Below are 19,011 nucleotides of genomic sequence, written 5' to 3'. Positions count from 1 at the left end.
AGATTAACTTCCCCTACATCGCGTTGAGCTTCTTGTTTTGGATAATTTACGGCCTCATGTGCGATCAGTCTAACCACGCTTAGGTTTCCATACAGCAACTCTAAGAGGAAGGCTTTTGTTTGATGATTCTTTTGAATGACGTCCGTTTTAACACGTTTTGCACATTGAGAACGTTGGTACCTAAATAATGGCAAAGAGCGACATATCGCACAAAAGATGGAAGCTGAAATCGTTACAACGATACGCTTGTAGATGTAGATGTAGATGTAGATGTAGATGTAGATGTAGATGTAGATGTAGATATGGATGCAGAGAATAGGATATGAATTGAGTAAGCGTTCGAACGGTATAAAGCAGAGTCATACCGTTCAAAGACTTGCAGTGGAGATTATTTTGACGGAATAAGAGAGTGCGTCGATTTTTCCGAGGTTATTGCGGGTTGTTTTTGAACTCGAGTACTAACAAAACAACCCAAAAGAGCGGTGAATGTAAGTAGACTCATTGCCATATTAAAGCCGAGTAATCTCGCGTTCGCATTGGACTGATGTAAATAATTCGCCTGATGAAGATCGAGATTGTAATGCTCAATTAAAACATCTAATCGATTGTCATCAACGTAAGGGACATGTGAAACCTGGTTGAGGTCAGTAACAAATGCATGAGGAAAGTACGTGGTAATTTCGTGGTTGGAGCGAATGTTGTGATCCATTGTCCATTGGTTAATACCACCAAATAGGCTAATCCCCAACACTAGGCCAATGTTTCTTACGGTTGCTTGTAGTCCACCAGACTGTTCTGCTTCGCGCTCACCTAGAGCATTGGTAATGATCACCGGACATTGGGACGCCAAAATACCCATTGATGCTCCAAGTAATGCCATACCAAGATAGAAAGGTATTAAGATACTTGTGCTCTGACTGGATAAGAGCAAAATTAGGCCCGCACCGGCCATGACGCAAAATCCAATTTGGCATAGACGTTTTGCAGACTGCTGCTTGAACAATAGTGGCGTACCAATAGATAGCCCAATCATGCAGGCTGAAAAAAGTAAGATAATCCCACCAGAATGAGATGCAGAAAGTGAAATTGCCACTTGTAAGTAAGTGACCACGATAAAGCTGCTCCCTCCTAGCACTAAGTACATCAACGAAAGGATAACAAACCCTGTGCGAGAGCATCGGTTCTTTAACCAACTAAAAGGCAAAATAGCGTAACCATACCTTTGCTCGAATCGGGTTTGTTGATAGAGAAATAAGCCAAATAATACCGAGCCAAGTATGAGCAAGAACAGGGCTGGGCTAAGTGGTGTGACAAAGACAAGCCACTGGGGAATGTTCGCTCCGTTTAATACTGAGAAGAGTCCCCAATAAGGCATTTTAATCAAACCAAAGAAGATGGTAACGGTACTTATTGCACCAATAGTCGCACCTAAAAAGTCAAATTTAGCGGGTTGATTGGTGTGAATTGGCCGAATCCCAAAGATGGCACTGATTAAGCTGAGAAAATAGAGAATAGCAATGATAACAAATGGCCAAACCCATTGTGTGTTGTCATGCAGCCAACCACTCACAAGGGGAATCAATGCTGCTGCTAACCCAGTTGATGCTGCCATTAATCCAAAACCAACAGCGCGTTTTTTACCAGGAAAGTGCGCAACGACGAGCGCAAGTACAGCTGGCAATATCAACGCCGAGGCAATCCCTGCGAGTGGACGAATGAACAGAGAAATGGTCGTTAGGTTATCTATAGTGATGAATCCAATCGTCGATACTAGCCCAATTGAAGTTCCTAAAATAAGCAATCGACGCCAACCAATGATGAGACCCAATATACTGGCTGAGAGCATGAATGCCGCACCGACTAAAGGTTGAACACTGCCCAAAAATTGGATGCTAGAAATGTCCGTTTGGAAGACGGTGACGAGAGCAGAAGTGGAGATAGAAAGGTTAGCGACGTCTGCCGAAAGTGTGAATTGCGCGAGGCACAACGCGATGAGCAACCAACTAGTTTTGTTATCTTTAGTCTTATCCATAGTGTCTCTCTAGGTGACTGAAATGGTATGGTTGAAACGAATAAAGCCCCGGCAGTACCGAGGCTTAAAGGTCAACCTTAACTATTCATTAAAGAACGTTGGGGAAGTTTTGAACAAAGGGCTAAGCCACCAAGCATTAAGCCAATAAGTGCAAACAGAGCATAGTGGACTGACTGTAAGCGAGATTCCGCCATCACTTCGATCACGATGCGTTGCTCTTCTTTATCTACAATTAGGTCCTCCATCAGATCAATCGCCATTGCGTTAGATACGAACGGTAATGATGGTTGCTCGATGATGATTTGCTTGGTTTCAGCGGACAGTGCTTCGTGCTCAGCAACGTTTGATTTAATCGCTCCCGTTAGCGAGAACAGCATAACTGAACCAAGAATTGCAACACCAAATGCTTGTCCAACGTTACGAGATGTCGCTTGGATACCACCGGATTGCTGTGCTTCACGTTCATCAAGTGCTGAGGTAACAACAATCGATGCTTGAGATGCTAGCAGACCAGCACCAGTACCAAAAATAGTCAGAGAAATGTACTGCCAGAAAGTAATTCCCTCAGCGGTAAATCCAAGGAACATGAGTGCTGTGCCTGCGGCCGCGATAATGAATCCTAGCTGGCAGACGCGTTGACAGGTGAGGTGAGCAAGTTTTGCAGGTGCACCTAGTGAACCGATCATCATACCTAAAGCGAAAGCACACAATGCCATACCAGAGGAAAATGCGCTCATGCCAGCAACAAGCTGCATGTAAGAAACGTTTATGAATCCTGTCGCACCAAATAGCAAGAAGATGGTTGCACATAGTACTAGGCCAACGACAACCTGAGGGTTTTTAACGTAAGAGGATGGCAAGAGTGGCGTACCGCCTTGTGCTTCAAACTTACGCTCCCAAACCATAAGGGTTTTGAGAATTGCAGCACCAAGTAAAACCGTTGGAATTGCTGGAGAAATGCCAAAGATAGAGAAGTCAGTCAGTGGTGCAAATAGGCCCCACTCAGAGATTTTCAATAAGCCCGTAACAAAGCACAGTAGGCCGATGCCAGCTAGTGCAATGCCAACAGTATCCAGTTTGCCTTTAAAAGGGCTCGATTCTAGTGTTGGCAATTTCATGCTACCGAACATAACAAATAGGCAGTAGACGCCTAAACTGAAAAAGGCAACTTGGAAGCTTGCTACATCAAGAATAAAGCCAAACAAAAGTGGCGTAACAGCACTTGCAAGGCCAACCAACGCAGCGATAGCCGAGAAAGCAATTGCTTGATCTTTGCCCTTATAAATACCAGCGACATTGGCAAGTACAGCTGGGATCAATAAACAAGCGCCAAGGCCAGCACCAACGCGTGCGCCATAGTTTAATACTTCCATGTTTGGCGCAAAGGCTGCACCAAATGAAGCGGCGGCTAGCATGCCCGCGCCAATAACCATTTGGCGTTTCCAGCCAATGATCAGGCCAATCAAACCACCAGCAATCATACCGGCACCTGCAATAAGAGGATACATGGCATTGGCCATTTGAATTTGTGGCATGGTTGCGCCGTGTAAAGCAATAAGAGCGTCAGTTGAAATCGCGAGACCAGAGTTATCGGCCATCGTAGAAAACTGTGCCGCAAGAAGAACAATCAGAGGAAACCATTTGGCTAATCCTGATTTTTCTTCCGGTGTAGGAAGTGTAGAAGCGGATACCGTCATAGTAGATACCTTTTGGTTGAAGAGCGAGAGCTCGTGTCGTTATAGTTTTGATTTGTCATCGGCACTATTTAAACGCGAAAGGCTGTTTTCGCTCCAACCAAAAAAAGTATCTTTAGAAGAAAAAAAGTTGTTTTTGTAAATTAGAAAATAAAAAAAACTAAAATGAGGCTAACCATCTGATTTTTTTGTCAAAATATAAGACACGTCTAAGTTGTTACTTTGCTCTACATCAATAAAAAGACGCCCTTCATCAAGTCGCCATGCATTCAGTCGGAGCAAATTTCCTCCCATCGGAATATCGATATGAGTATTTTGAACAAACTCTTCTAAGCCACGTACCTGCCGGTCAATAATATCGAAATGAGCACTAATATGTTCATGCTTTCGAATTTTGAGTGTACCGTCATAGGTGTAGTTAAAATCACCATATCGGTTGTTCACCGAGAGTCTAATCTGACCATTTTCTACTAGCATAATGGCCACAGAATGGATTTTTTTATCGCCGATGAATAGCGTACCATCACCTTGCCACGCTCCTTCGTAAAGTTGAAAAGGGTCGTTTAAATAACGATAGACTTTCGTCCCTGCAAAGCTTGAAAGTGCAATCACACCTGAGATGATGAGCAGAATTAGAAATCGACTTTTTGGCATTCTAATACTCCTTGTCTCTCAGAACAGATTCGATAGTAAGTCGGGTGTTTTGTTATGTATTTTGTTGTCTCATCTGGCTTAACAGGCAGCGAAGATAACTCGTTTTCTGTTGCGTTAAATAATATCCAGTGATTTCCGTATTTTTGGCTTACTCTATTCGGTTCCGACACAAACAACCCAGAGGCAGATAAAGCAAAAGAAGCAATAGCTATTGTGCACACCGCGACAACCACTCGAATGGAATGTATCGGTTGGTTTGAGTCTTCAGATGAACTTTTGTTCGTATCAATTTCTTCAGTAACCTGTTCATTCGGGGAGATAAAACAAGGGCTAAGATCACCATAGCCATTTTCTTTTATTGGTGCGATCGCGAGAACGTAGCCTTGTTTCGGGATCGTTCTGATCAAGGTTCTATCGATATCTTTTAAAGAAAATCGCAGCGCTTTCACGGTTTGATTAATGGTCGCATTTGTTGCGTAAGAGTCTTTCCACAACGTTTCTTCTATCGTGGTTCGAGACAGCACTTCTGGAAAGGTCTTGATTAGCTCATTAAATAGATTGGCTTCCCTTGCCCTTAATCTCGATAGCTCTCCTTGATTATCGATAACGCCGGAAGTCGGGGAAAAGTATATATCTCCCACTTTATATACCGGTGGCTCCAAGGATAACTTAGGCATTGAATTCTCTCTTTCTGTTATTTCAAGGATTATGCTAACCGAGAAGAATCGATCACGCATTTGATCAGACGCAAAAAGTGGACCAGAACGAAAACCAAATATCAAAAATGCGAATCCGGTCATTATTAATTAAAGTCGAAGTGAAAATTAATATCATGGAATGGGCTAGGCAAATATATCAGCATTTTAAAATCATTCTGTAATATTTATGTTGGCGAGGTGGTTTGGTATGTGGGCGCTTTTTAAGAGCATGTTTTTAAATAAAATATTTCCTGCGCTATACTTTTTTTTATTTTATGTTTTTTTATTTTGTTATCGCAGTGTGTGTAAATTTTCTAGAGTGGGTTCGAATTTAGCTCATAGAAGCTGACAAACCAATAACGCACAAAATAGGTTCTCCGACCATGACAAATTATAAAATAATAACATTAAGTAGTGCACTTATCCTGTTCTCAACCCACGCTATAGCAGATGAACATATCACGCCAGACGATGCGCCAGATCCAGGTGACCATACGAAAGTATCTTCGGTTGTAAACATCACTTATGGAAAACAGAGCTTTAATGAAGAGGACAATGATTTTGTTCAAATTCAGGGTCAGATCTCTGGCGGAAAAAGTAATGGCAATCTGTTTTTGGGGCAGCTAACCATTCAGGGCCAGGAAAACGGTAAAGTGGGTAGTGACGATTTTAACTTGTCACAAGTACGCGCTAGGTACTTTGAAGTGACTCATACAGAGTGGCAGCATGCGCCTATGGCCGGCGTCTCTCTAGATTATATTGAAACCAGTTTTACCGATGCAATTTCTGATCGATTGTTTGCGGTAGGCGGTTTGATCCGCATTGATACGCCATTCAAAAATTGGTTGTCATTCCCAATTCTTGCAGGTGCAGTGGGACAGAACAATAGTACTTACAGCAAGCTAGGGTTGGTGGATGATTATACCTGGGGTGTTCAATTTAACTTTTTGAACTCAATCTATTTGCATCAAAATGGTACGCACGTTCAAATTAACCCGCAATTTAGTTCATTAGATTTTGGTGGAACGGTGGGAACGATAAACCAGCTTCAACTGGATCTTGCATTTCAAACACCACTTGCACAAAACCGCAAACATTGGGGAAAAATCACTTACACCGAGTACTTTGATGATGTTGAGCAAAGTTTCGGCCACAACAGACAAGGGACAGAGCTGAAGTTTACTTATAGCTATTACTTCTAATTGGCTTTGTTCAATATAATCACCTCGTCTAGGACTGGTAACATATCCTGTTGCCAGTTTGATGCCCTTTCTTCATCCTGCTGCGTCAAATAAAGTGGCCATTCAATGGCGTGGTAACATTTCGTTTACATCTGTAGTCTGGGTTATATTGCGAAATAAAAATCATAAGTTACTGATAATAAGTTGCTTTAACTGTTATTGTTTTTGGCTTTAAAATTAGCGCTACTGGTGTAACAAATTTTTTACATTAATAAGTGGTATTCGCTAAGTCACCGATTTTTCGTCAACTATTCCAATTTATCTTCTCCTGCGCCAAGTTAGAAATAGATTCCAAGCAAGCCGACAGTTTTCTGGCGTAAAGAACGTTTCCAGGCATAACGGCTGTTTCTAGCTATAACAGTGACATTGAGGAGAAAGTCATGGTGGACACTTACAACCCATTAGGCACGGATGGATTCGAGTTTGTTGAATATACCGCAGCAGATAGCGTGGGTATTGGACAGCTAAAAGCACTCTTTTCTTCGTTGGGCTTTGCCGAGATCGCAAAACACCGTTCCAAAGAGGCGTGGCTGTATAGACAAGGTGACATTAGCTTCATTGTTAATGCTCAGCCTCATAGTCAGGCAGAAGCGTTTTCTAAACTTCATGGCCCTTCCGTATGCGGAATGGCGTTTCGTGTAAAAGATGCCAATCTAGCGCTTAAGCAAGCACTGGATAACGGCGGTGTTGAATACAAAACTGAAATTGGTCCAATGGAGCTGAGTATTCCTGCCATCTATGGCATCGGTGAAAGCTTACTGTACTTTGTTGACCGTTACGGCAAACAAAGCATTTACGACGTTGATTTTCGTTTTTATGACGATGCGGACGAGCGCCTTGCAAAAGCCGACGTTGGTATGTACGAAATCGATCATCTGACCCACAACGTCAAGCAAGGCAACATGGATGTGTGGTCTGGGTTTTACGAGCGCATTGGTAATTTCCGCGAAATTCGTTACTTCGATATCGAGGGTAAGTTGACAGGTCTTGTCAGCCGAGCAATGACTGCTCCTTGTGGCAAGATCCGTATTCCAATCAATGAATCTTCGGATGACAAATCTCAGATTGAGGAGTTCATCCGCGAATACAACGGTGAGGGTATTCAGCATATAGCGCTAAGCACGGATGATATATACCAAACCGTTCAAACCCTACGTGACCGTGGTATGGACTTTATGCCTACACCAGACACTTACTACGAGAAAATTGATGAACGAGTGAAAGGCCATGGGGAGGATGTCAACAAACTGCGCGATATGAGAATTTTGATTGATGGCGCACCAACTAAAGATGGCATCTTGCTGCAAATTTTCACTCAGACTGTAATTGGCCCGGTGTTCTTTGAAATCATCCAACGCAAAGGCAATGAGGGCTTTGGTGAGGGTAACTTCAAAGCGCTGTTTGAATCGATTGAAGAAGATCAAATCCGCCGAGGAGTACTAAGCGATGCATAAATGGATCACATTCCCTCATCGGGAGGGAGTGTGCTCCAAGCAAGCACATGCTGATTTCCCGGAAGAGGCAATTTACGAACGTGAAGCAGGTCGAAGTGGGTTCTTCGGCCCAGCGGCACACTTTCATCACCAACACGCGCCGACAGGGTGGTCTGAGTGGGTGGGGGACTTGCGACCTCGCGCATTCGATTTCAACTTAGTCGAAACGGCGAGTCAGATTTCACCATGGGCAGTGCCGCTTCTTTTACACAACGCCAACTGTAAGATACGTGTATGGCGTATGGATGAGAAGATGGACTTCTTGGTGCGTAACGCCGATGGTGATGAGCTGCTGTTCATCCATCACGGAGCTGCAGACCTTTACTGCGACTATGGTCATCTCAAAGTGAGCGAAGGCGATTACGTAATGATCCCACGCTCAACCAGTTGGCGATTAGAACCAAGTGAGCCAATGTTTGTTCTGATGATTGAAAATACCGATGCTGCTTATTCGCTACCGGAAAAAGGCATGGTGGGTAATCATGCCGTGTTCGACCCAGGCGTTCTGGAAACCCCGTCAATTAACGGCGAGTTCCGCGCGCAATATTCAGAAGAGCAAACTCAAGTTCATGTGAAGCGTCATGACAAAGTCAGCGTGATTACCTACCCATTTAATCCGCTTGATGCGATTGGTTGGCACGGTGACTTGGCAGTGGTGAAAGTGAACTGGCGAGATATTCGACCTTTGATGTCGCATCGTTATCACTTACCACCTTCTGCCCACACGACGTTTGTTGGTGCTGGATTCGTGGTGTGTACGTTTGTACCTCGTCCAATCGAGAGCGACCCTGGCGCACTGAAAGTGCCGTTCTATCATAACAATGACGATTATGACGAAGTCTTGTTCTACCACGCAGGGGATTTCTTCAGCCGTGACAACATAGAGGCAGGTATGGTGACTTTCCACCCGGCAGGCTTTACTCACGGTCCTCATCCGAAAGCATTTAAAGCAGGTCAGGAATACAAGAAGAAGTTTACCGATGAAGTGGCAGTGATGATTGATACGCGACACGCACTTGAGTTTTCTGACGAGCTCGATAAGGTTGAAAACAAAGAATACGTCTATAGCTGGCAAGAGAAGTAAGGGGCAAGGATGAAATTAGCAACCAAGAAAAATGGCACTCGCGATGGTCTGTTGATGGTCGTGAGCAAAGACCTGACACAATGTGTTCCGGCAACCGAAATTTTCCACGCGATGCATCTCGCGCCGACCATGCAAGTGGCATTGGATAACTGGGATAAAGTCGCTCCACAACTGGAAGAGCTTTATAGCGCGCTAAATAATGGTGCGGTTTCGGGAAGTGAAGAGTTTGAATCCCACTATCTAGCATCACCATTGCCACGCGCATATCAATGGGCAGATGGTAGTGCTTACGTCAATCACGTCGAACTGGTACGTAAAGCTCGCGGTGCAGAAATGCCAGAAAGCTTCTGGACCGATCCTTTGATGTATCAAGGTGGCTCAGATGCATTTATTGGCCCTTGCGACAACATTGAATTTGCCAGCGACGAGTGGGGCATCGATTTCGAAGGTGAAGTTGCCGTGATCACTGGTGACGTGCCAATGGGCGCAAGCATTGCAGAAGCACAAGAATCCATTCGTCTTATCATGCTCGTTAATGATGTGTCACTGCGTGGTTTGATTCCGGCGGAGCTGGCGAAAGGCTTTGGCTTCTTCCAATCGAAACCATCATCGGCGTTTTCTCCTGTTGCAGTCACGCCAGATGAACTGGGTAAAGCGTGGTATGAGAACAAAGTTCATTTGCCTTTGGTTTCTACATACAACCACAAGCCATTTGGTTGTCCAAATGCAGGTATCGATATGACGTTTGATTTCGCTGACTTGATTGTCCATGCCAGCAAAACACGTCCACTTTCTGCGGGCGCAATCATTGGCTCGGGCACAGTATCGAACAAGCAGGGCACAGAGCATGGTACCTCTATCGAAGAGGGTGGCGTGGGTTATTCCTGTATCGCAGAAGTACGCATGATAGAGACCATTCGTGATGGCAAGCCGATAACTCGCTTTATGTCGTTTGGTGACTCAATCAAGCTAGAGATGTTTGATACAGATGGTAACTCGATCTTTGGCGCGATTGATCAACAAGTCAGCCAATATTTAAAACACTAAAATGTGAGGCAAGGAAGCGATGAGCGAAAATGTCACCCTCTACGGCTACTGGCGTTCTTCGGCGGCGTATCGAGTGCGCATTTGTTTGAACTTAAAAGCGTTGGGCTACGAGTCTCAATCGGTTCACTTGGTACGTAACGGCGGTGAGCAGCACAGCGCGGAATACCATGAGCTAAACGCCTCTGAACTTGTGCCAGTGCTTGTCGATGGTGATATTCAGCTAAATCAGTCTCTTGCCATCATTCAGTATCTCGATGAGCAATATCCGCAAGCTCCTGTCATCCCAGAACCGTCGCCGCTTCGCTATCAAGCGTTGGCGATGGCCCAGGATATTGCAATGGAGATCCATCCGCTTAATAACTTACGCGTGTTGCAGTATTTGGAAAGGGAGTGGTCTTGCAATCAAGAAAACAAAGTTGAATGGATCCATCATTGGATACACGAGGGCTTTACAGCATTAGAAGAAAAGTTAACCCGCCATCGACAACAATATGGAAACTGTATCTACAGTGTGACTGACTCTCCCTCTGTTGTTGATATTTGCTTGGTGCCGCAAGTTTACAATGCGCTGCGTTTTGGCGTTGATATGACGTCTTATCCCATAATCACTGCTGTTGTGGAAGCTTGTAACCAATTGCCTGCTTTTATTGCAGCGATGCCAGAGAATCAGCATGATGCTACTAGTTGAGTTCTTTGATTGATAAGCACTGGCTGCGTTCAAATTGCTCAATTTAAAACTATGGGGAGGCCTATCCCATAGTGTGTCTTTTGGGGATTTTTAGTTTTCGTTTAGGAATACTACTTTATTTCACTAAATTTTCTTTGATGTGCTGAGTTAGCTAAACCAATAATTGCCTCTCAAATTGGTTATTAGAGTTAGGGCTCACAATATGAATAAGACGGTTTTGGTTACGGGAGCATCTGGCGGCATTGGGCGCGAAATCTGCACACAATTTTTAGATGCAAAATACAATGTTATTGCGCTCGCTAGAGAGTTCAATGATTTTGAATTGTTGGATGACAATAGAGTTAAATGTATTGAATTTGATCTGACAAACTTATCCACAATTCCGAGCCTAATATCAAGCTTACCGGTAATTGATGTTTTGGTTAATAACGCAGGCGTCATGATTTCCGCACCATATGATGATTATCCTGATGCGATGAAAGCATTGACGCTCAAGGTGAATCTTGAGGCTCCTATTGCGCTTATGACAGAAGTCGGTAAGAAAATGAAAGTACAAGGTTCAGGTCGTATAGTTAATAATACTTCAATTGCGGGTCACATTGGACATCCAGATATTTGGTATGGTGTAACCAAATCAGGTTTGCTGAATGCAACGAAGAGTTTTGCTAAGTTACTTGGCCCACATGGAATTACCGTCAATGCCATTGCGAGTGGACCAGTTATGACTTCGATGATGGAGTCAATTGCCCCTCGTCGTCTTGAACAGATAAAAGAATCAGCGTTGACAGGACGTTTTGCACAGCCAAAAGAGATTGCTAAAACAATTTGTTGGTTAGGTTCCCAAAGTCCTCAATACATAAATGGAAGCTGCATTGATATTAATGATGGTGCATATCTTAGGTAGGTCCGCATTCAAAATAGAACGAAACATGGATGAGAACATAAGAACTCAGTCCAATGATCGCGAATGAGGCTGACATTCAAAGCGAGTTCATTTCTTTAATATCTGGTTAGTGCCCAAATTGATAAGGACTGCTATTATCTTCTCCGAAATTTTGGGGTTTTGTTGCTCTTGCTAAGTTTTCCCTTTAGGCTTTGAGTAACTCGTTGTTTTGGGCGCATTTTATCTATGACCAACATCTTTATCATTGTTGTTCTTCTTGTCGTATTCTTCTTCATTATTCAAAAGTATGTGATCAAACATGATGATACTCGAGATTATCCGTATCAAAGCAAAGGGCCATTGCTTAGAGGACAAGAAAGCGCGTTTTACAATGCGCTAAGATCCGCAGTTGGCGAACATGCAGTAGTATTTGCCAAAGTGAATATGGCGAGTGTAATCACTCCCAAAAGTATTAAAAATAAAAAACAGTTGTTTGTTGCTAGCAATCGAATAGCGCGCAGCTATTTTGATTACGTAATCTGTGACCCAAGAACTTTGGAGCCTCGCGTTATTGTTGAGCTCGATAACGGCCAACTGTTGACTAAGGGCAAAGTTGAACGACAAAAACTGCTCATGCATGTATGCAAATCAGCCAACTTGCCTCTGATTGGTGCATCGGTGAAGCATAGCTATCAAGTAGGGCGTTTGCGTCGTCTTTTGGCCGCCCATATCGATTTAATTGAATCAGATAAAGAAATTCGATTCTGTAAGAAATGTGGTAGTCCAATGGTGATAAAAACCGCGAATCAGGGCGAGTTTAAAGGACGACGTTTCTTTACCTGTAGTCGCCAACCAAATTGTACGTACACTGAAAACTATAATGTCGTGTTTGATACGGAAGATGAATAAGCGTCTATTCACTTCAAGGTAAGAACAAAGGCTTTGACTCCACAGGTTGAAGCCTTTTTTATACCCAAGCATCTCTCGGTTAAATAAGCTCAGTACTTAGCAGCACTTAGCAACCTTTATCCTGTCGGCTCCCATCATTTGAGAAAGTCCTATACTTTGATAAAACACAAGAATAGGGAAGTGTGATGCGATTAGGATGGGTTCTTTCAACATTTCTACTGGCATTTAGTGTCAATGGGCAGCCTTTACTTAAACCACTTGAGTGTCAGCTGACGGGTACTCCGCAAGACCATTTCTTGTTTTATCGCGAGCAGATGGTTTATCACAGTGAGCAATTTGCCATTTTCCAAAACTTCAAAGGCCGAGTGAGCACACAAGTCGATTTGAAAACCGGGAAGCTGATTAGAACCACGTATATTGGCGAGCCATTTACACCCAAATATCAAATTCTGTTTGGTGATTGCCCGAATGTCTCCCAAACGTTGCAGATTTGGATGTTAAGTGAAGTGCCATACGACAATTAAAGACGTATTCGTTCAACAAAGAAAAGTTAGATAGATCACTCTTTTATGTTCACTACGTTTGATGGGTGGTGATAAAACCATCTAAAAACCGGTCTTGAGTTTAGATTTTCGCCAAACGAATCAAAGTGTGTGAATTTATGCTTGCACCCCTGATGGGATATAGCTAATATCCATCTCGTTCCAGAGAAATGCGTCCGTAGCTCAGTTGGTTAGAGTATCGCCTTGACATGGCGGGGGTCGGTGGTTCGAGTCCACTCGGACGCACCATTCAATTTGAATGGTTAGGAATAAAATTTGGGTCCGTAGCTCAGTTGGTTAGAGTACTACCTTGACATGGTAGGGGTCACCAGTTCGAATCTGGTCGGACCCACCAAATTTTAGTTCTTCGTGAACAAGCACAAAGCCCGCTAATTTAGCGGGCTTTGTCGTATCTGGTGTTTTTATCTTGCACTCTCTTGTTCATCATCTACCTCGACCATCCAGCATTATCACGAATGTCTTCATCGTAATCATCAAATCAGTTTTAAACCAACTTTTTAGTGAATGCTGGGATAGCGCGTACCCGTGATCAAATCCGACTTTTCTTCTCACGTCTTCAATGGATGTATCGTAACCCTGATTAACTTGCGCAAGTCCGGTGATGCCGGGTAACACACCATAAGTTCTGTCGGTAAAGAATGGGATGTTTTGCTCTAGTTTTTGATAGAAAACTGGTCGTTCTGGGCGCGGTCCAATTAATGACATTTCACCTTTGAGTACATTAATCAATTGAGGCAATTCATCGAGTCGGGCTTTCCGCAAAAATTGGCCGACAGGTGTGATCCTAGGGTCGTTATTTGTAGCCCAAGTGGCACCGGTTCGTGCCTCGGCATCTTGGTACATGGTCCGAAATTTGATGATTTCAAACAGTTCTACGTGGTCTATGTGCGATTTGCCAACTCTAAGTTGGGTATAAAAAATCGGGCCGGGGGATGTCATGCGAATAGCGAACATGATAAATGGCAATATTGGTAGTAGAACTAGCAGGCCGACGATTGCCCCCGAGATATCGACCACACGTTTGCACATGGTTACTGAGCGTTTTGAGCGTAAATAGTTATCCATAACGTATTACTCCAAGTTGTTTCGAAAGGTGGATGTTGTTTCGAAAAATGGGTGTTGCTGCGAGTGTGGTTATCAAAATTAACGGACTCGTTGAGTCATTTCGAGTGAGCCATTAAGCGCGCTTAATTAACAAGTATTTAATGCCACCAATAAAGTTCGCAGTGTGACCAATGAGTAGATAATTGAGCCATTGCAATGGTTTAAAGCGGATCAATTTACCAAAAAAAGTCGTGATAATGACTACCGCATAGAGTTGTAATTGAGCAATTAAGATCCATTCAAATATGGGGAAATCGCGCAGTAAAAAAACTACAGATAAAAACACCAATCATTAGGTAAGGAGTCAGCAAGCGCAGTCCTTTACCTGATGCGAAAGCAAAGGCTATTGTTTTGAACTTTGGGTTGAATAGTGCAGATAACGTAATGATTTGTTGCATGTTTCCTGCTGATATCCTCACTCGTCTTGAGAAGTCATTTTTAAACGTTGTTGGCTCTAATTCCGTTGCGACAAGGTTCGCATCGTATGCCGAAAGATAACCCTTTTTAACGATTTGCATGGGTAGGATGAAGTCATCATTGATAGTGGCTAAATCTAGTGGCTCAAACAAACATGTTCGGAGTATGTAAAATGCGCCGTGTGAGCCCATTGTTGTGGCGAGATGGGCTTCTGCTTTTTTTATTTTATTTTGGTAGTGCCAATAGGCATTTTCTCCCTCAGTGGCCGCATTAAAAATGACGTACTGGCCATTAACAACCCCAACTTTTTCATTCTCAAAATGCGATTTAGCAATCTGCAGAGCGTCTATGGAGATTAACGCAGAGGTATCAGTGAGCACGGTGAGATCGGTCGTCACACTTTGCATCGCAGTGTTGAGAATATTCACCTTTCCTCGATTTTTGGAATACTCGATAATTTCAAACAAGGTATCGGAGCAAATTGCTTCTTGTATGGTTTGGCGGGCTATTTCAGCAGTATTGTCACTGCAACCGTCGCAGTAAAGTTTGATCGTAAGGCGAGATCGGGGATAGTCTATCATCGCGCAATTTCGCAATTTGTCTGCGATCCATTGCTCCTCGTTGTAGGCTGGGATGATCACCGTGACACTTGGGTAATCAGCGTTGTTTTGTTGAGTAAGGCTCTGCTCGTTACGATCATTTTTCTTTGCAAGATATTTGAGTAACAAGGGATACCCAATATGATGATAAATAATAAGAAACAGACATAAAGCCCAAGCCGTCATGAGGAATAAATCAGCGTAAGTCATACAGAATCTCCCGTTATCGTTGCATCTGCATGGCCGGTGACATTGAGATTGAGTTGTCTGTGCTGCTTGAGAAGATTGGCCGCTTCGGCAAGGTTTCCCATGTATTTGGGATTAATTTCTGTCGAGTCGATAGCAAATTGATTATCGATATTGAGCAGTGAAACAAGCTGTTCGATGATGGCAATTTCTGCGCCAATAGTTTGTTGGTTCGGTGGCTCGCAACGTGCTTCTCGCGTTACGTAGTCCAGTTGATGTTCCAGCTGGGATAAGTTTTTACGTAAAATCACCAAATCGTTGGCCGCATCGAGCAGTAAGTTACCCTCAAGCTCACGAGCGATTCGGTTTTCTTTTGTTTTTGCTTGTACGACAGCTGCGGGAAAACACCATTCAGCCCCTTCTCGAATCAGACTGTCTAGCTGTAACCGCGCCAGTTGCCAGTCAAAGCGTAGGCCATGCTCAGGGCCTAGTGGCTCGTCAGGAAGGATGGGTGAAAAGTCTGCCATGGTTGTGTATTCACCTAAGCCTCCTTGGCCTTGCTCAGGATAACTGACACAACCCATATTGAATAACATACTTGCAATGAGCAGGCTTCCGACTCGAACAGAAGAAATGCTCTTTGTTGTAAGCCTACGCAGTAATGCTAATTTGTATGATATTCCTAACTTATGTGAACGCATGATAAGCCTCCTAGCCAACCGTCTCTTTGCAGCTTTCGTATCTTTATTCATTTATCAATAGGATGAGTTAATGAACAGGCTGCTTGGCGCTTGCCTGTGATGAATGAGATGCGTGATTGAGAGGGATGGCACTGCCAATACGCAACAGTTGCAACATCTTTAATGGCTGACCGTGTGCATGTTCGATTCGCATGTGACGCTTAGACTCTACTAAGCGTTTGAACAGGTATACGATGGCGCCAATTCCCGAAGAATCGAGAAATTCAACGTGTCTCAGATCGATCTCAATCTCTGAGTGAGAGTCATGAGTGAGAACATCATCGATAATGATTTGAGCTTGTTTGCTTGACGATGCATCAAAGTCACCAATAACTGAAAGAGTGAGTAATTGTTCGTTGATGTCTATTTTTCTCAGTTCCATAGTATCTACTCCGTAATAAGGGTTACTTAAATAGAGCAGGGAACGTGCCTAAAATAATTATCAATAAAAACAGGTAGATATAAATGAGTCTCAATATGAGAATGGCGTTTTCTCATATTGAGAATCGAAAAGATGTGCCGTTAGGCAGAGTAAAAGTTGGAATTATCAGGACGTCCATTTCAAAAGAACAGACTTTAGATCTTCTGAGGTATAGGGTTTTGTTAAAATGTCATTCATGCCACACTCAATGCATTTTTTACGCTCTTCTAGTGTCGTGCCTGCAGTGAGTGCGATGATGGGATTATTGAACTTAAGATCCCTTAATGCAACGGTTGCTTCAAAGGCATCCATTTCTGGCATGCGGCAATCCATAAAAATAAGATCATATTTTCTTTTTTCCGCGGCAGTTAACGCCTCGATGCCATTTGCTGCGATATCCGCAACAATACCGAGTTTGTTGAGCATCTCTTTTATAATGACTTGATTAAGTAAAATGTAATCCACGACAAGGATTGCAAGCTTGCTCGAAATGTGAATCATTTTTTGGGGCGTATCTATTAAGTGCAAGCAATTGTCACCAACCGACTTGAGTGGAATTGTGCCGAAAAATTGAGTGCCAATACCTTCTTGGCTTTGGAGTGATAACTGACCGCCCATCAACTGAATCAATTGTTGGCAGATCGCCAACCCCAATCCGGTTCCCTCATATGCCCTTTTGCTAGAACGATCCACTTGAGTAAATGGCTGAAACAGTTTCTCTTGAGAGTCTTCATTAATGCCGATCCCAGTGTCTTGAACAGAGAACGACAGTTGCTCATTTTCCCAATCGAGGGTGACCAAAACAGAACCTTTATCCGTGAACTTAATTGCGTTGCCAATTAGGTTCACGAATATCTGAGTAATCCGTTCAAGATCGCCATCAATCGCATTAGGTAGGTTATCTTGGGCTGAAATATCGAACAGTAAGCCTTTCTCTTGTGCTTTGTGCTCAAAAATACTTTCTAAGGTGCTAATTAGTGATTTGACTTCAAACTGGCTGGGTATCAATTCAAACATACCTGAATTGATCTTACTGAAATCGAGGAGATCGTTAATGATGGTTCTTAATAGCTCACCGGATTGAGATAGGTTGTTGACGAGCATCTTTTGCTGATGATTAAGGACGGTTTCGCTGAGTAGTTCGGATGTACCAAGTAGGCCATTTAGTGGTGTTCTTAACTCATGATTAATCATGGCGAGAAAGTCACGAGTTGACCGTTCAGACTGTTCTGCAATTTTTCGCGACTCAATGTTACGATAGATCGTGTGTTGACGACTTATTGCCCCACATAACAGCTCTGTGACACGCACAATTGAACGCTTAATGAATGCTTGGTCGATATCTTGATTTCTCACTAAAATGCGCAGACTGCCATATCTTTCGTTATGAATGGTTAAAGGGAGCTGAAGTTCACCATTGAGCCATTCACCATCTTTAAGGTCAACGTTCGCATTGAGTTGACCATATTGTTGATTAGCTAAACCTAAATCATGATGCTGTAAAACGATAAGACGACATTGTTCTATTAAGGTATTTTCAGTCAGCTTTTGGGTAAAATTGTCGAGGATAATGTCGTCGAGATTTTTCCTCAGAAAGACACGCCCAAAATGAATCAGTAGCGCATCGACTTGTTGTTGAAATTCGAGTTTGATTAGGTTTTCAGCTGAACTTTTTTCAAGCTGTGCCACTGCAAGCTCTAACTTTTGGTTCGCCTCAAATAAGGCGAAACTCTTTTGTTCTAGCAGCGCTTCTGCTTGTTTTCTGGATGCAATCTCACGTTCTATTTTTCTTAGTAATGCGGTATTGGCAGAGAGGTACTCATTAGTCATGTTCAATTACTTCAAAGTGATGTTGAATTTAACTTCACTGCCACTGTCGTTGAGAGGCTCCATTTCAATGTCGACGGTTTGATTGAAGTATTTTGCACACCCTTTAATTAGTCCAAAGCAAACGTGTGACATACAACGAGCGCTTTTATAATTCATCGCCAAGTGGGTTTTAGTTTCTGAAATAAATTCAAATCGTGGCGGTTCTGCATCCGGGTAGAGCTTCTTTACTTCGACGTGAATATATTCTTCTACGTGGCGAATAAACTGAAAGCAATGGTCACTTTTTACTAAGCTGGCTTGGGGAGGGATGGTTCTCAGTAAATTGAGAAATACGGTTTCACCAAAGATTTCTTGGAGTTTTTCTGCTGGGATGTCGGTGGATTTACTCAAGTTGACGATAAGTTTTACGAGGCGTCGATGATCATAACTGCCGACAGAAGTGTAAATGCCCTCATCATGTGATGCCTCTAATACTTGATCTAAGACCTCTAAACCAAAGTGGCTCTCAACTAACTCCATGAATTCTGTGAATATGATTCCTTTCATATATAGCGCCTTTCACACGGTTTAATTTCAAGAATAAACCACACTAATTCATTTGTCGCGAGTTTATAAACAGCAATAGAGCGAATTGAGAAACTTAAAGCCTAAACTGAATGAGCTTGAGCGCCATCATCAACCAAGTGATTTAAATGGATGATAGCGCTCACAAATGTATCACTGATTCA

The 19,011-nt window shown here is 43.1% G+C and carries 16 protein-coding genes, 2 tRNA genes and 2 pseudogenes; 10 read left to right on the top strand and 10 right to left on the bottom strand.

Going from position 1 to position 19,011, the window contains the following annotated elements; genetic code table 11:
- Nucleotides 1-388: 388 nt before the first annotated feature.
- From KHN78_RS00485 to KHN78_RS00470, 4 genes are all read right to left on the bottom strand, one after another.
- Nucleotides 389-2,032, bottom strand: a complete 1,644-nt coding sequence (locus KHN78_RS00485; RefSeq protein WP_211919152.1) for an MFS transporter — start codon at nucleotides 2,030-2,032, stop codon at nucleotides 389-391.
- A gap of 77 nt (nucleotides 2,033-2,109) precedes the next feature.
- The gene (locus KHN78_RS00480) at nucleotides 2,110-3,729 is read right to left on the bottom strand and encodes an MFS transporter (RefSeq protein WP_211919150.1); all 1,620 of its coding nucleotides are present in this window, start codon (nucleotides 3,727-3,729) and stop codon (nucleotides 2,110-2,112) included.
- A gap of 168 nt (nucleotides 3,730-3,897) precedes the next feature.
- Nucleotides 3,898-4,380: a hypothetical protein gene (locus KHN78_RS00475; protein WP_211919148.1), complete on the bottom strand. Its 483-nt coding sequence runs from the start codon at nucleotides 4,378-4,380 to the stop codon at nucleotides 3,898-3,900.
- Nucleotides 4,359-5,057 (bottom strand): transcriptional regulator, encoded by a 699-nt coding sequence (locus tag KHN78_RS00470; protein ID WP_211919146.1) that lies wholly within the window; start codon nucleotides 5,055-5,057, stop codon nucleotides 4,359-4,361. The genes KHN78_RS00475 and KHN78_RS00470 overlap by 22 nt, the downstream gene beginning before the upstream one ends.
- A gap of 404 nt (nucleotides 5,058-5,461) precedes the next feature.
- On the opposite strand from KHN78_RS00470, the gene KHN78_RS00465 reads away from it, so the two are divergent.
- From KHN78_RS00465 to KHN78_RS00420, 10 genes are all read left to right on the top strand, one after another.
- Nucleotides 5,462-6,280 carry a hypothetical protein gene (locus KHN78_RS00465; RefSeq protein ID WP_211919144.1) on the top strand — a complete coding sequence of 273 codons (819 nt, stop codon included), beginning with the start codon at nucleotides 5,462-5,464 and terminating at the stop codon, nucleotides 6,278-6,280.
- A 419-nt stretch (nucleotides 6,281-6,699) separates the two neighbouring features.
- A complete protein-coding gene (gene hppD / locus KHN78_RS00460) occupies nucleotides 6,700-7,773 on the top strand; it encodes a 4-hydroxyphenylpyruvate dioxygenase (RefSeq protein WP_211919142.1) in 1,074 nt (357 codons plus the stop codon).
- On the top strand, nucleotides 7,766-8,896 hold the full coding sequence (locus KHN78_RS00455) for a homogentisate 1,2-dioxygenase (RefSeq protein WP_211919140.1): 1,131 nt from the start codon (nucleotides 7,766-7,768) through the stop codon (nucleotides 8,894-8,896). The genes hppD and KHN78_RS00455 overlap by 8 nt, the downstream gene beginning before the upstream one ends.
- Nucleotides 8,897-8,905: 9 nt before the next feature.
- On the top strand, nucleotides 8,906-9,943 hold the full coding sequence (locus KHN78_RS00450; protein ID WP_211919138.1) for a fumarylacetoacetate hydrolase family protein: 1,038 nt from the start codon (nucleotides 8,906-8,908) through the stop codon (nucleotides 9,941-9,943).
- Between the two features lie 19 nt (nucleotides 9,944-9,962).
- Nucleotides 9,963-10,631, top strand: coding sequence for a maleylacetoacetate isomerase (gene maiA, locus KHN78_RS00445; RefSeq protein ID WP_211919136.1), 669 nt, complete (start codon nucleotides 9,963-9,965; stop codon nucleotides 10,629-10,631).
- A gap of 202 nt (nucleotides 10,632-10,833) precedes the next feature.
- On the top strand, nucleotides 10,834-11,535 hold the full coding sequence (locus KHN78_RS00440) for an SDR family NAD(P)-dependent oxidoreductase (protein ID WP_211919134.1): 702 nt from the start codon (nucleotides 10,834-10,836) through the stop codon (nucleotides 11,533-11,535).
- 225 nt (nucleotides 11,536-11,760) lie between these two features.
- On the top strand, nucleotides 11,761-12,423 hold the full coding sequence (locus KHN78_RS00435; protein ID WP_211919132.1) for a DUF2726 domain-containing protein: 663 nt from the start codon (nucleotides 11,761-11,763) through the stop codon (nucleotides 12,421-12,423).
- A 185-nt stretch (nucleotides 12,424-12,608) separates the two neighbouring features.
- Nucleotides 12,609-12,947: a hypothetical protein gene (locus tag KHN78_RS00430; protein WP_211919130.1), complete on the top strand. Its 339-nt coding sequence runs from the start codon at nucleotides 12,609-12,611 to the stop codon at nucleotides 12,945-12,947.
- A gap of 190 nt (nucleotides 12,948-13,137) precedes the next feature.
- A tRNA-Val gene (locus KHN78_RS00425) sits at nucleotides 13,138-13,214 on the top strand.
- Between the two features lie 29 nt (nucleotides 13,215-13,243).
- A tRNA-Val gene (locus KHN78_RS00420) sits at nucleotides 13,244-13,320 on the top strand.
- 89 nt (nucleotides 13,321-13,409) lie between these two features.
- Here the strand turns inward: KHN78_RS00420 and KHN78_RS00415 are convergent.
- The 6 genes and pseudogenes from KHN78_RS00415 to KHN78_RS00390 all read right to left on the bottom strand — a co-directional run bounded on the left by KHN78_RS00415 (nucleotide 13,410) and on the right by KHN78_RS00390 (nucleotide 18,829).
- Nucleotides 13,410-14,015: a sugar transferase gene (locus tag KHN78_RS00415; RefSeq protein WP_223917762.1), complete on the bottom strand. Its 606-nt coding sequence runs from the start codon at nucleotides 14,013-14,015 to the stop codon at nucleotides 13,410-13,412.
- Between the two features lie 148 nt (nucleotides 14,016-14,163).
- Nucleotides 14,164-15,316: pseudogene (locus tag KHN78_RS00410) on the bottom strand (glycosyltransferase family 2 protein).
- Between the two features lie 11 nt (nucleotides 15,317-15,327).
- Nucleotides 15,328-15,888, bottom strand: a pseudogene (locus KHN78_RS00405) (OmpA family protein); the annotation flags it as partial.
- Between the two features lie 172 nt (nucleotides 15,889-16,060).
- A complete protein-coding gene (locus KHN78_RS00400; RefSeq protein WP_211919126.1) occupies nucleotides 16,061-16,414 on the bottom strand; it encodes an STAS domain-containing protein in 354 nt (117 codons plus the stop codon).
- Nucleotides 16,415-16,579: 165 nt separating this feature from the next.
- Complete coding sequence (locus KHN78_RS00395) at nucleotides 16,580-18,283, bottom strand: ATP-binding protein (RefSeq protein WP_211919124.1); 1,704 nt, start codon at nucleotides 18,281-18,283, stop codon at nucleotides 16,580-16,582.
- Between the two features lie 6 nt (nucleotides 18,284-18,289).
- Nucleotides 18,290-18,829 carry a heme NO-binding domain-containing protein gene (locus KHN78_RS00390; protein WP_211919116.1) on the bottom strand — a complete coding sequence of 180 codons (540 nt, stop codon included), beginning with the start codon at nucleotides 18,827-18,829 and terminating at the stop codon, nucleotides 18,290-18,292.
- Between the last annotated feature and the right edge of the window lie 182 nt (nucleotides 18,830-19,011).

Origin of the sequence: Vibrio sp. B1REV9, assembly GCF_905175395.2 — a bacterium.
Classification (GTDB): domain Bacteria; phylum Pseudomonadota; class Gammaproteobacteria; order Enterobacterales; family Vibrionaceae; genus Vibrio; species Vibrio alfacsensis.
Note: the sequence above shows the minus strand (reverse complement) of the source record. Positions and strands in the feature narration are given on the sequence as shown.